This is a genomic window from Nitrospirota bacterium (assembly GCA_016214845.1).
GTDB lineage: Bacteria > Nitrospirota > Thermodesulfovibrionia > UBA6902 > UBA6902 > SURF-23.
Genome location: JACRMS010000016.1, coordinates 13,790 through 27,267 on the forward strand (window position 1 = coordinate 13,790; position 13,478 = coordinate 27,267).

Genomic DNA, 13,478 nt, shown 5'->3' on the forward strand with positions numbered 1-13,478 from the left:
TTGATGATTTTCATTTCAGGTTCCCCATTATGTATGACCTGATGCGGAAACGGCAATAGGACTGGAAAATTAAAATGGATCTATGGGAATTGCCTCCCATAGATCCGCAAAAACTTAACTCAGCAGGAAGTTTTGCTGAGAGTAATGACTGGCTCCGCGGGCGTGACGCTCAACAAAACTTTTTGAGCTATTTTTTTACGTTCTTAATGGTTCCGGTCCAGTTGAAAAACCCAAGAACCGCTTATCGGCTTCGCCGTATTTCTTGACGGGTGACCGAATTCTAAATCGTGGATAGCAACACTATAGCAATGTTTTAATAAACTGTGTAATATGCATATGCTTTATGCCTTTTTCACCGCCCTCTATCATCTTGTCCATTGAGACAACAAATTTAGGGTAATTGTCCGATATACTGTGAAGGTTCCCAAATTCCCTGTCCCAGGTCTTTTTATCAGGTACAAGATACGCTACCTGCACATAAAGCTTCTCTCCCTTTTTTTCGCCGACGAAATCAACCTCCTTTGTGCCCAACTGCCCTACTGTAACGGTGTAGCCCGACGCCCTGAGATGCATATAAACTATGTTTTCAAGCACCTTGTTGATGTCGGACAGGCGATAACCAACAAGGGCGTGTCTCAGTCCGCAGTCCTGAAAATAGTATTTGTCGTTGATCTCAAAGATCCGTTTGCCGCCGATCTCGGAGCGGCGCACCTTGAAAATGAGAAACGCGTCGGACAAAAAGGAAAGATAATTGAGAACTATATTAGGTGAGATTTTAGTCTTCTGCGATTTAAGAAAATCGCTTATCTTCTTCGCAGAAACCAGACTTCCCACATTATCCGCCACATACTCTACGAGTCTCTCAAGAAATGCTACGTTCCTGACGCTATATCTGGCAACCACGTCTTTGAAAAGTATCGTGTTGTTTACGCTCTTAAGATAATCATAGACAACTTCATCGCTCAGCTCCAGATTGATCAAATACGGGAGTCCCCCGTATTTGATATATTGCAGAAGCGAATCTTCGGAGTTGTCCAGCTTGTGGAAAGTCAGGAATTCGGGGTATGACAGACTATAAACCTCAATTTCTACATATCTGCCCGATAAGTAGGTTGCCAGTTCGCCAGAGAGGAGATCGGCATTGCTGCCAGTGCAGTAAATATCATATCCGCCGCTCGCCTGAAGGTCCCTCAGCGCCTTTTCAAACTGAGAAATACCCTGGATTTCGTCTATAAAAAGAGAAAGCTTCCTCTTTCCTTTGGCTGACTGCTTAACATAGTGCAGCAGGTCACGGTAATCTCTGAGGGCCTCAAACTCATGCAGCTCTTTGTTGATATAGAGGATATCGTTCTTTTTAATACCCTGCCCGACAAGCTCATCCATGATTTGAAGCAGAAGATAACTTTTCCCTACCCTCCTCTGACCCACAAGTACTTTGATTACGTCCTTTTTCATGAAGGGGCGTATCCGCTCAAGATAATATGTTCGCTTAATATTCTTTTTGTTCATGATTAAAACTCTTTCATTATTGTCTAATAGTTTTAATTGTACTTAAAACTCATAAATTGAGCAATGGGGTTTGCACGACAGTCCTGAAAAACTTTTTGGATCTTTTAAAAATCTTCATCTTTATCGTCAAGGAATATTGATCTTACCTGCGGCAAAACCGCAGGGAATCTAATGTAAGGAATAATTTTATTGCATGCGCTCGCTAATCCCATGGCAAGACGACGGGGAATACGCTCGCTGTCCATTTAAAAGATCTAAGGGATATGGGGCGAATTCTCAAGCAGGCGGTTTATAAGAGCTATCACTATGTTATTCCATCCTTCAGGGCCGATTCCGTCTGCCTTTATTAAACCGGGCAAGTTTATCTGCGCGTCATAAGCTCCGCCAGGTTTCTGAACGATAACCGGATAATCAACCGCTTCAAGCATCGGTATGTCATTTGAGCTGTCGCCTATGGCAATAGCTGAGATTTCAGCAAATTCCCTTTTGTATAAATCAATCAGAATAGATACGGCTTTCCCTTTATCACTGTTGCTGAGGATATGGTGAAATTGTCCCTGTGTATAGGTAAAGCCTTTCTTCTTAATGCGGTCTAACAGTTTACGGACATCTTCTTTTCCATCTGTAAATATAAACGGCTCATCAAAATCCCTCTCCTTTGCCATCTCCGCCTCTTCAATACTCAGTCCGGTTACGACTGAGACTTCCTCGACCGTCATATCGCCGAATCCTTTTATGTCAAACCCTTCTGTTCTGAGTTCATTCAGTGCTTTCCTCAGATCGGAATATTTTGCCCCTAGTCTTATCAAATCATATGGGTTGTCTTCCTCTATCATCAATTCGAGATCTGAAAGCTGGAACTTGAAATAGCCCTTAGGAATAAAGATGCCCCCGCCGTTTTCAGAAATGAAGGGATGGAGATTGTACAGCTTCCTCCTGTAATGTTCTATCTCTTTTCGTGTCTTGCTTGAACAGATAATAAGCGGTATATTTTTCTCTTTGATCAATTGAAGTGCAGGCAGGGCTGCTTCAAAGGAATAATCTGAGTAGTCCAGAAGTGTCCCATCGAGGTCTGTAAAGATGATGCTTTTTTTCATTTGTATGTAAAGAATATCATATGTCCTGCAATTTATCATTTTTAGTAACATCCCCTGCTGACAGTTTTCTTTTATTAACTTTTCAATACCCCACAGTCTCTGCTGTGGGGAAGTTCATTAATGACGTGACCTGAAGTGTCTTGTATTTGAAAGTGACGTATGAGAAAATTGAACTATGTATTCCATCTATAAAACAGCACACCCGCAGCAAGGAGGTAAAATGTGGACTGGTATCAGATAGGTTTAAAAGAAGTATTTCAAAAATTGGAGACTTCGGATAAGGGACTGACCGATGCAGAAGCAAAACAGCGCATAGCGCAGTACGGTCCGAACAAACTTATTGAAGAAGAAAAGATAAGCAAGCTGAAGATACTGCTCCATCAGTTTACGAGTCCGCTTATTTATATTCTGATCATCGCCGGCGTTGTTACATTCCTGCTTGAAGAATATATAGACTCGGGTGTTATCTTTGCCGTGGTGGTCCTCAACGCGGTCATCGGCTTCATACAGGAATATAAGGCAGAGGAGAGCGTCAGGGCTTTAAAGAAGATGGTTGTGCCGAAGGCAAAGGTTCTTCGGGAGGGAAGGGAAAAGGAGATAAACAGCGAAGAACTTGTCCCCGGAGATATCGTACTGCTTGCATCCGGCGCCATGGTCCCTGCCGACCTCCGGCTGATACACACCATAGAACTGAAGATCGAAGAGGCGATGCTTACCGGCGAGTCTCTCCCTGCTGAGAAAACCACAGGCCCTATAAAAGAAGAAAACCTGACCCCCGGCGACCAGAGGAATTTTGCGTTCATGGGGACGGTCGTGGTCAACGGCAGGGCTAAGGGGGTTGTGGTAGAGACAGGGGGAACTTCTGTGCTCGGAAGCATTGCCAGAGAAGTCAGGGAAGTGGGCATTGTGAGGGCGCCCCTTCAGGAAAAGATTGACGGCTTTGCGAAGCTTATAGGTCTTATCGTTCTTGGAGCTTCAACCGTGCTGTTTATCGTCGGATTGCTGATCGGCGAAAGCGCCAAGGACATGTTCATGACTGCAGTGGCTGCTGCCGTTGCTACAATACCGGAAGGGCTCCCCATAGTCGTAACCATAGCAATGGCAGTTGGAGTGGCGAGGATGGCGAAGCTGAATGCCATTGTAAGAAAACTCCCGGCGGTGGAGACACTGGGAAGCACCACGGTCATCGGCTCTGATAAGACAGGTACCCTCACGAAGAATGAGATGACAGTAAAGCTGATTTACGACGGTAAACATACATATGAGGTGACGGGAAGCGGTTACCTGCCGGAAGGAGAGATCCTTCACGAAGGCATCTCTGTGGAAGCGCACGACAGGAAGCAATTGATGCACGTCCTGCGCATAGGGCTTTTATGCAATGAGTCATATGTCTACGAAGAAGATGGGCAATACAGGGTTGACGGCGACCCGACAGAAGGCGCGCTTATTGTTTCAGCAATAAAGGCAGGATTAGAGACTGAAACGGAAAAGGAGAAATATCAGCAGATATCGATTGTCCCCTTTGAGTCTGACCGGGGTTACATGGCAACGCTTCATAAGCATCATGGGAAGAAATTAATATTCGTCAAGGGTGCTCCTGAAAGAATTATAGATATGTGCGTTAAATCCGTTGATGACACGGAGCTGGAAAAGAAGGATATCTTGCATGTTGCGACGGATTTTGCTAAAGAAGGACTGCGTGTCCTCGCTTTTGCATATAAAGAGGCGCCTCATGATATGGAAGAACTTACACATCAGAATGCGGAATCAGATTTGGTTTTTGGCGGTCTTCAGTGCATGATTGATCCGCCGAGGCCTGAGGCGATAGAGGCAATAAACGGGTGCAGGAGAGCGGGAATAAGGGTCGTGATGATAACAGGAGACCACGCTGTTACAGCGAGTGCCATCGCCAGGAAACTGGGCATAGACGAGAAGGGAAACGTCCTTGCAGGCAAAGAAATAGAAGACATGGATGATTCTGAGCTTTTTGAAAAGGTCCAGTCTGTCTCTGTTTATGCGAGGGTATCTCCGCAGCACAAATTGCGGATAATACAGCAGTTAAAAAACCATGGTGAAATAGTTGCTGTCACAGGAGACGGGGTCAATGATGCGCCTGCACTGAAGACAGCCCATATAGGAGTCGCAATGGGCAGAGGCGGCACGGATGTGGCAAAAGAGGCATCTGATATGGTTTTGACGGATGATAACTTTGCAAGTATTTTTAATGCAGTGAAAGAAGGCAGGATTGTGTTTGACAACATCCGCAAGGTCACCTTTTTTCTCATTCCCACCGGCGTCGCCGCCATTCTGTCCATACTGGGCACTATTGTCATGGGCCTTCCAATACCATACGTGCCGGCCCAGCTCCTCTGGATAAACCTTGTCACAAATGGGCTCCAGGACGTTGCCCTTGCCTTTGAACCCGGGGAAAAAGGAATTATTGACAGGCCGCCCAGAGACCCTAAAGAAGGCATTATGTCCCGAATCCTGATAGAGAGAACAATCGTTGTCGGGCTTATTATCTCAGCGGGTGTGGTTTATAATTTTGTGACCGCCTTAAATCAGGGTGATTCCATAGAGAAGGCCCGTACAGTGGCTGTCACCACCATGGTCTTTTTCCAGTTTTTCCAGGCATGGAACAGCCGCTCCGAACTTCAGTCGGTATTCCGCATAAAACTTTTAAGCAACCCTTTCCTGTTTTTCAGCATGATGGCCGCGTTCCTTGCCCAGCTTTCCGTGATATACGTGCCTGCGCTCCAGTGGGTTTTCAGAACAGAGCCGATAACTACTGGTGAGTGGTTGCGGATACTGATGGTTTCTGCTACGGTTGTGTTAGTCGTGGAGATTGATAAATGGATGAGGCGGAGGAAACAGGGGAACACGCATGTTTGAATATCTCAGGAAATTTAAAAAGATTCTGATTTCATCTCTCACCCTGATGATGGCCTTCGTCCTGCTGCTCTCCACTGTAGAGCTTGGATGGATTATTGCAAAAGATGTTATTACGCCTCCTGTATTCTTGCTGGAAATCAACGAACTGCTCGACATCTTCGGCCTTTTCATGCTGGTGCTCATAGGCGTCGAACTCCTGGAGACCATCATGAAAAACTACCTCACGGAAGGCGTGAATCACGCTGAAATTGTAATTTCCGTTGCGATTATCGCCATAGCCCGCAAAGTCATAATCCTCGATGTAAAGGACGTATCGGGCATTACCCTGATAGGAATAGGCTGCATTATCCTTGCCTTGTCGATTGGATACTTCCTTATAAAACATATGCGGAATGGAAAAGAGAATGAATAAGGTCGGAATAGTGCAATAATGTTCAGGAAAAACACCCATATAATTGCCATTGGAGCGTTTCTGGCACTGCTCACCATGGTGCATGTCTTTATTCTTCAGAAGCTGTCTCCGCGTGTTGTTCTTGAAGAACTGTACTACATACCAATTTTATTTGCCGCGTTTCGTTTCGGTCTGAAGGGCTCCATAATAACCTACCTGCTTGCGTCGCTGTTATATCTCCCCTTCTTTTTCGGTTTATGGTCTTCGACATATCTGGATTTGCTTGACAGGGCGCTTCACTTATTATTCTCGGCTTTATTTGCATTCCTTGCCGGTCTATTTGTAGAACGTGTGAAGCGGCAGCAGAAGGAATTGGAAAGGAACCGCTATCTTGCAAATCTCGGCCACGTTGCCGCGACTATTGTGCATGATTTAAAAAACCCCTTGATCACCATTTTAGGCTTCGCACGAAGAATCCGAGAGGGAAAAGGAAACATCGATACCGCCGCAGAGGCGATAACTGAATCAGTACAGAATATGCAAAAGATAGTCCATAACGTACTGGATTTTTCAAAGCCTGTTCAGTTGGAATTAAAAGAGGGAGACTTGAGAAACGTTATCAGACAGGCATCTGAATCTTGTATGGCAAAGGCAGAAGAGAAAGGGGTCAACTTGTCAGCTGACATCCCTGAGCTTCCAGTAACTGTAGCAACAGACAGCTTCAACATGCAAAGGGCGCTTATCAACCTTATCAATAACGCTATCGAAGCCTCCGGCAAAGGACAGCGCGTAAGGATTGCTATCGTAGCCAGGAAAAGTCGTGTTGCTATTACGATAAAGGATTATGGTTCAGGAATGGACAGCGAAACTGTCGAAAACATCTTCTTTCCTTTTTACTCAAAAAAGAGCAGCGGCACGGGCCTCGGAATGGCGATAGCGAAGAAGATTATTGATGGACATCAAGGCAGAATTATTATAAAGAGTCAGACAGGAAAGGGAACGGAAGTGGAAATCGAACTGCCCTATAACCCTGCCACCGGGTGATAAGAGACAGCAATGACAATGAGGCTTTTTTTGAGGAGTGTCTTCTGGATCGTGATAATGTCATGGCTGAGGAACTGAGCTTTGATCTCCATTGAATACATACTTGCCGGGACAGCGGTCCTTTTGCTCCTGAGCATTATTGCGAGCAAGGCCTCGGATAAACTGGGCATTCCGGCACTGCTCCTGTTTCTTGTTGTGGGGATGCTTGCTGGCTCGGACGGCCCAGGCGGAATTCATTTCGATGACCCCTACCTCGCGCCCATATGGAGAGAGAGCAAACCTCGGAAAGGACTACGGACGTCATGGCGTTCAGAGCAAAACAGGGCATGTTCAACGGAGGGTATCCGAGACTGGGTTACGATATAGATTATGAAAACAAATGTCTTGTAATAAATGAAGCAGAAGTCCCTATCGCTAAAGAGGCATTTGAAACTTATCTGAATAAAGGCTCTCTAAGTGAGACAGCCACTGCCCTTAACTCAAGAGGCTATAGAATGAAGTCATGGACGGCACAGACCGGAAGAAAAATGGGCGGCGACAGGTTTTCAAAAAATAGTCTCAGCCGGTTACTGAGCGCCCCGGTTTACATCGGTAAAATAAGGCATAAAGATAATCTGTACGATGGCAAGCATCCGGCTATCATAGACGAAGAAATATTCCATTCAGTGCAGTCCATGCTCAACATCAATAATGTCACGAAAACAGGATACAGGCAGGATAATAATAAGTCTCTTCTGAAAGGTCTTGTTTATTGCGGATCATGTCATTCGGCAATGACCCCGAGTTTTTCGTTATCAAAGGGGAAAGAATATTATTACTACCGGTGTCTTGCTGATAACGACAGAAGCAAAAAACAATGTCACACTGGAAGTGTCAATGCGCGTCAAATTGAAAATCTTGTTATAGAGGAGTTGAAGTTTCTTGCAAGAGAGCCGGAGATAATTGAGGGAGTGGTTGAAAGCGCAACAAAAGAACAGAAAGAAAAAGTAAAAGAGCTTGCGGCAAAGAAGAAGACGATACAGGAGAGCCTTAATCAGGCAGACAAGAAAGCAAAGAACCTTATGAATATCCTCGGTGAGGCAGGAAAAGATGGAGAGCGTTTCACTTATATCATGAAAGAGCTTAATGATCTCGAAGACCAGGCCTCGGGACTTAAAAAACAGATCGATTATATTACTTTTGAGATGAACAACCTGGAAAACAAGATTATTGATGCTAACGCTATCCGGGATAATTTCAAGGTCTTCAGAGATGTATTTAACCAGCTTACACAGGATGAAAAGTACGACCTGATGCATCTGTTAATCAAGAAGGTGGTCTATTATGAAGACGCGAAATATAATGGGAACGGCGTAACTGGCGATAAAACCGGCAAAATTAAAATGGATCTATGGGAGCTGCCTCCCATAGATCCACATAATCTGAACTCAGCAAATGGTTTTGCTGAGAGTAACGCCTGGCTCCCGGGGAGGGATTCGAACCCCCGACATGGTGGTTAACAGCCACCCGCTCTGCCGGCTGAGCTACCCGGGAACACTTTGCAAGTCACTTCATTAACTAAGACTATACATTATAAAGAATACCTGCCAACAAATTCAATATAAGAAATTTTCAAATTCTATAATGCGGAAATTCAATTGGCGGGGACTAAACATCTGCTTCAGCAGGAAACAATAATGGAATCCCTTACATGCGCGGAGAAAAGGGCTTTTTTGCTCAAAGGCGGGCTTAAAATAATTTGCGATACCCTGTAAGGTAAAAACCTTAATTTTCTATTCTGGGGTATTTGGCAGTTTTTTGTTTCCCCTGCGCTTGAGGGGAAAGCTTTCTTACCGCCAGCAACGCCATTTGTTGGCCGATTTGCCCGGTTCTTAGCTTAATCCGTTCCAGGGTATCGCAACATCATCTCCTGCTTTTAGTATAGCGCGATTTTGTACATAGTCAATAACATTAATCTAAATAGTGATAAATGACAAGTAACGATTGACGGGGAGAATGTGTGCCGGGCTTTTCAACTTTCGTCTGGTACAACCATGTAATTTGACAGGCAACAGAATTAGGAGTATAAAAGAATTAGAAGGTAGACACTCCATTAAATTCAACCGTGTACTACTGATCTCAGGGACTGAAGATGACAACTCAAAACAATTCAAACATCCTCGCAATAGATATCGGTTCAGTGTCTGTTTCAGTTGTAGAAATGGGCCTGAAAAAAGAAGTTGTTAAATCAGCTTATGAATTCCATCACGGCAATATCATTGAAACCGTCAGAAAGGTCCTGAAAGATTTTGATCTCTCCGGTATTTGCGGTATCGCCTCTACCTCCTCAACCCCTGCGGTCATTAAAGTAAGCGGTCAGTATGACAACCGGATATCAATAATCACAGCCGCCCGGCATTTTCACGATAAGATCGGGGCCATTTTAATAGTCGGCGGTGAGAAGTTCGGTCTGATAAGCTTTGATGAGAACGGCAATTACCTTAGTTTCAGATCAAACACCTCATGCGCGGCAGGCACGGGCAGCTTTCTCGACCAGCAGGCCAAAAGACTTAACCTGAGCGGCATAGAGGAGTTGAGCGAACTCGCGTTCAACAATAAAGGCATAATACCTAAAATCGCTACCCGGTGCGCAGTATTCGCGAAGACAGACCTGGTCCACGCGCAGCAGGAGGGTTACTCCCTGGAGGAAATCTGCGACGGCCTGTGCAGGGGGCTGGCAAAAAATATAGTGGACACGCTGTTCAAAGATACAAAGACCAGTCCTCCCATTATATTCACCGGCGGCGTATCAAGGAACAGGGCCGTTGCCAGGCATATCCAGTCAATTATCGGGATGGACATTATCGCGGATGAAATGTCCTGGCTCTACGGCGCTATCGGGGCAGGACTCAATCTTATCGAAGAACCGGACCTGCTCAATAAGCTAAATATAAAGTCTGTGGATGATGTCCTCATTCACAAGCCTCCTGAAAAGAAACACTACTATGAGCCGCTCAGTCTGAAACTCTCTGACTACCCTGATTTCAGCAGCGTTGAAAAATACGACTACACCGCATTTGGTCTGGGAGACCTGTACCCTGTGGAGGTTGATATCTATGAGAATCTTCTACCTTCAATAAAATATGATGTCTACCTTGGGATTGATATTGGCTCTACAAGTACAAAGGCAGTGCTGATGGACAATGACCGGAGCGTTCTTGCCGGATTTTATACAAGGACAGCCGGCCGGCCTGTTCATGCGGTGCAGAAGTTATTTGCGTCCATTGATGATGTTATTGAAAAGAAGAACCTGAATGTCCGTATCACCGGGACCGGCACCACCGGGGCGGGAAGGAAATTTTCAGGAAAGATAATCGGGGCTGATATCATAATCGATGAGATCACCGCCCACGCGCGCGCAGCGTATGAACTCAATCCAGAAGTGGATACAATCATTGAGATCGGAGGACAGGACTCAAAGTTCACCACCTTGAGAAAGGGCATAGTTACATTCTCTGCGATGAATAATGTGTGCGCTGCCGGCACAGGTAGTTTTATCGAGGAGCAGGCGCTGAAATTACAATGCCCTTTGTCTGATTATTCCTCAAGGACGGAAGGCAAAAGGGCGCCGGTTTCAAGTGACAGATGCACAGTGTTTATGGAGAGGGACATCAATCACTATTTAAACGAGGGGTACACAGTCGATGAAGTGTTAGCGTCGGTGCTTCACTCTATTCGAGAAAACTACCTGATGAAGGTCGCGATCGAAAGCAGCATTGGAAACACAATATGCTTTCAGGGTGCGACCGCAAAGAACAAGGCCCTTATAGCCGCCTTTGAACAGAGACTGCAAAAACCTATTCACGTGTCCAGATATTGCCATCTGACAGGCGCGCTCGGTGTCGCGCTTATGCTTTTGGAGCAAGGGGTAAAGGCAAGCAGGTTCAAAGGGCTGAAGCTTTATCAAAAACAGATACCGGTAAAATCTGAGGTGTGCGAACTGTGCGCCAATCACTGTAAGATAACCGTTGCCGATGTTGACGGTGAAAGTGTCGCGTATGGTTTTTTATGCGGAAGGGACTATGATACGAATAAATATATCAACAATAATCTCTCCGGTTTTGATCTGCTGAAAGAGAGAAGAAAGGTTTCTTCATTGAAACCTGCCGGGGAATATAAAGAGCAATGTACCATCGGTATTCCGGCGGCGCTTCACATGTTTGAAGATGTGCCGCTCTGGAAAACATTCTTTGAAGAGCTTTCCATAAAGACCATTGCCAGTGAGCATTATACAGAGGCGGTAAAAGAGGGGAAGCGTCTGGCCGGCGCCGAATTCTGCTCGCCCATAACCGCCCTGTACGGGCATGTGAAATATCTGCTTGAGAAGGCGGATTACATTTTCCTGCCCTTCTATCTCGAAAAGCAGTCAAAGGAAAAAGACGTCAGACGCCAGTTCTGTTACTATACCCAGTTCTCGCCCTCACTCGTTTCCCAGACTGCTGACAGAAACAGGTTCCTCATGCCGCTTGTTAACTATTTATACAATACGTTTTATACGAAGGTGCAGCTTTACAAAATGCTGAAACCTGTCTTAAAGCACGGCATCAGTTTCTTTGATGTTTCCAAAGCATATGACAGGGCGCTTGAATTCAAGGATTCATGCTCGCTGAGATTAAAAGAAATATATAAGAGAGAAACAAACAGCGATGATATACACGTTGTGTTTTTAGGCAGGCCCTACGCAATCCTTTCCGAAGCCATGAACGGAGGGATCCCGGATATCTTTGCGTCATTAGGCATTAAGAGTTTCTTCCAGGATATGCTGTCCTACGCGCCGGAAGACGTGGAGTCATTAGAGCCGCTTTGCAATGAGCTGCTCTGGTATTACGCCTCAGAGATCTTAAGGTCCGCCGAGGCCGTTGCGCGGTCCGAGAATGCATACCCGGTATATGTGACCTCGTTCAAGTGTTCGCCTGATTCTTTCGCCGTAGAGTATTTCAAGAAGCTAATGGATGCGCATGAAAAGCCCTACCTCATATTGCAGTTGGATGAACACTCTTCAAAGGTGGGATATGAGACGAGGATAGAGGCAGCGGTCCGCTCTTTCAGCAATCATCATCGCTCTCATTCTAAGGACGGGGCAAAGAAACCAGTTACATACGGGCCATCGCTCATTCCGTCTAAAGAGAAAGAACTTTCCGGTAAGATACTGCTCATTCCAAACTGGGACAACCTCAGCCTGAGTCTGATCGTTGCCAATCTTAGAAGTGAAGGGATAGACGCAAGGCTTCTGGAAGAAACTCAGACAAGTATTCAAAAGAGCCTGCGGTACAACAGCGGCCAGTGTATTCCGCTTAATATAATTGCCCAGGCATTTATTGATTATGTGGAGAAGCATGAGCTCGACCCTGCCAAAACCGTTTTGTGGATGCTGGACACGACCCTGGCCTGCAATCTCAGGATGTATCCTCATCACATAAAAAGCATATTGAGCACCTATGGAAAAGGAATGTCGGAGGCCGGCGTTTATACGGGGAGATTGTCCTTTATGGACATCTCGATAAAACTTCCAGTAGACACATATTTCGCCTACATGTTTGGAGGGCTTGTCAGGAAGATGGGATGCAAGATACGGCCTTATGAAAAGGTAAAAGGGGAAACAGACAGGGTGATCAAAAAGAGCATTGCTATCCTTTCGGACGCCTTTCTCGGAAACCGGTCAAAGGAAATTGCTGTTGCTGAAGTAGTGTCGTATTTTGAAGCCATTGAAACACGTTACGAAGAAAGGCCCAAGGTGGCCATCTTCGGTGATATGTATGTGCGGGACAATGAAGTGTTGAACCAGGACCTCGTGCATTTCATTGAAGACAACGGCGGCGAGGTCATCACGACCCCCTTCAGCTCTTACCTCAAGATGATCTCAGGGCAATATTTCAGGAAGTGGTTCATTGAAGGAAAATACCTGGACATACTGTCTTCAAAGACATTGATCGCCACGGTGACCATGTTAGAGAGATTTTATTATAAATTCTTTGAGCGGATATTGAATGAACCCGAACCGGAATATGATGAATCACCGGAGAAGCTCCTTGCGGAATATAATATCAGGGTGGAAAATACCGGCGAATCAATGGACAACATACTGAAGCTATTTTATATAAAAAAGTATTACCCCGATGTAGCGCTCTTCGTTCAAACAATCCCCGCCTTATGCTGCGCATCTGTCATTACTGAAGCGATGGCAAAAGAAATAGAGAAAAGAACAGGAACTCCCATGGTGTCTATCACATACGACGGCACCGGAGGAAATAAGAACGATATTATCATCCCCTACCTCAAGTACCCGGCGTCGAGGCATCTTATTGTGATTTAGAAGGTAAGTCACGGTCTGTAGGCTCCTTTGGGGCCAATATCCAAGTTGTTGAATGCTGTCATTCCCGCATGTAGTAAGCGGGAATCCAATTTAAATTTCAGTTGACGAGAGAAGAGTACACTACACTTTTAAGGTACCAAATCGGCACCTTGAAAAGAGGTCAGAAGCGCCTGAAGATCGGGTTTAAAAGAGA

Annotated in this window: 8 protein-coding genes, 1 tRNA gene and 1 pseudogene; 6 read left to right on the forward strand and 4 right to left on the reverse strand. The window is 45.4% G+C overall.

Features of this window, described 5'->3' with window-relative positions; genetic code table 11:
- Positions 1-300: 300 nt before the first annotated feature.
- Together HZB61_03780 and HZB61_03785 are read right to left on the reverse strand one after the other, a co-directional pair.
- Positions 301-1,509 (reverse strand): ATP-binding protein, encoded by a 1,209-nt coding sequence (locus HZB61_03780; protein ID MBI5055719.1) that lies wholly within the window; start codon positions 1,507-1,509, stop codon positions 301-303.
- A 254-nt stretch (positions 1,510-1,763) separates the two neighbouring features.
- Positions 1,764-2,606 (reverse strand): HAD-IIB family hydrolase, encoded by an 843-nt coding sequence (locus HZB61_03785; protein MBI5055720.1) that lies wholly within the window; start codon positions 2,604-2,606, stop codon positions 1,764-1,766.
- Positions 2,607-2,828: 222 nt separating this feature from the next.
- Here HZB61_03785 and HZB61_03790 point away from each other — a divergent pair, with 222 nt between their 5' ends.
- Genes HZB61_03790 through HZB61_03800 form a run of 3 tightly spaced genes read left to right on the forward strand, consistent with a single transcriptional unit; the run spans position 2,829 to position 6,933 of the window.
- Entirely contained in the window at positions 2,829-5,498 is a 2,670-nt protein-coding gene (locus HZB61_03790) for a cation-transporting P-type ATPase (GenBank protein ID MBI5055721.1), read from the forward strand.
- Positions 5,491-5,910 (forward strand): phosphate-starvation-inducible PsiE family protein, encoded by a 420-nt coding sequence (locus HZB61_03795; protein ID MBI5055722.1) that lies wholly within the window; start codon positions 5,491-5,493, stop codon positions 5,908-5,910. The genes HZB61_03790 and HZB61_03795 overlap by 8 nt, the downstream gene beginning before the upstream one ends.
- A gap of 18 nt (positions 5,911-5,928) precedes the next feature.
- Entirely contained in the window at positions 5,929-6,933 is a 1,005-nt protein-coding gene (locus HZB61_03800) for a HAMP domain-containing histidine kinase (protein ID MBI5055723.1), read from the forward strand.
- Here HZB61_03800 and HZB61_03805 read toward each other — a convergent pair.
- Positions 6,912-7,103, reverse strand: coding sequence for a hypothetical protein (locus HZB61_03805; GenBank protein MBI5055724.1), 192 nt, complete (start codon positions 7,101-7,103; stop codon positions 6,912-6,914). The two genes, HZB61_03800 and HZB61_03805, sit on opposite strands and share 22 nt — an antisense overlap.
- A 93-nt stretch (positions 7,104-7,196) precedes the next feature.
- Between HZB61_03805 and HZB61_03810 the strand changes: the two are divergent.
- A pseudogene (locus HZB61_03810) lies at positions 7,197-7,616 on the forward strand (recombinase family protein).
- Positions 7,608-8,432, forward strand: a complete 825-nt coding sequence (locus HZB61_03815; protein MBI5055725.1) for a recombinase zinc beta ribbon domain-containing protein — start codon at positions 7,608-7,610, stop codon at positions 8,430-8,432. The pseudogene HZB61_03810 and the gene HZB61_03815 overlap by 9 nt, the downstream one beginning before the upstream one ends.
- Here the strand turns inward: HZB61_03815 and HZB61_03820 are convergent.
- Positions 8,391-8,466, reverse strand: a tRNA-Asn gene (locus tag HZB61_03820). The two genes, HZB61_03815 and HZB61_03820, sit on opposite strands and share 42 nt — an antisense overlap.
- 598 nt (positions 8,467-9,064) lie before the next feature.
- Here HZB61_03820 and HZB61_03825 point away from each other — a divergent pair.
- Positions 9,065-13,285, forward strand: coding sequence for a CoA activase (locus HZB61_03825; protein ID MBI5055726.1), 4,221 nt, complete (start codon positions 9,065-9,067; stop codon positions 13,283-13,285).
- Positions 13,286-13,478 lie beyond the last annotated feature (193 nt).

Excerpts from the sequence above, each read along its gene's own strand:
- HZB61_03780 (MBI5055719.1), bottom strand. The coding sequence starts at position 1,509 with ATGAACAAAAAGAATATTAAGCGAACATATTATCTTGAGCGGATACGC.
- HZB61_03785 (MBI5055720.1), bottom strand. The coding sequence starts at position 2,606 with ATGAAAAAAAGCATCATCTTTACAGACCTCGATGGGACACTTCTGGAC.
- HZB61_03795 (MBI5055722.1), top strand. The coding sequence starts at position 5,491 with ATGTTTGAATATCTCAGGAAATTTAAAAAGATTCTGATTTCATCTCTC.
- HZB61_03800 (MBI5055723.1), top strand. The coding sequence starts at position 5,929 with ATGTTCAGGAAAAACACCCATATAATTGCCATTGGAGCGTTTCTGGCA.
- HZB61_03805 (MBI5055724.1), bottom strand. The coding sequence starts at position 7,103 with ATGCCCAGTTTATCCGAGGCCTTGCTCGCAATAATGCTCAGGAGCAAA.
- HZB61_03815 (MBI5055725.1), top strand. The coding sequence starts at position 7,608 with ATGCTCAACATCAATAATGTCACGAAAACAGGATACAGGCAGGATAAT.
- HZB61_03825 (MBI5055726.1), top strand. The coding sequence starts at position 9,065 with ATGACAACTCAAAACAATTCAAACATCCTCGCAATAGATATCGGTTCA.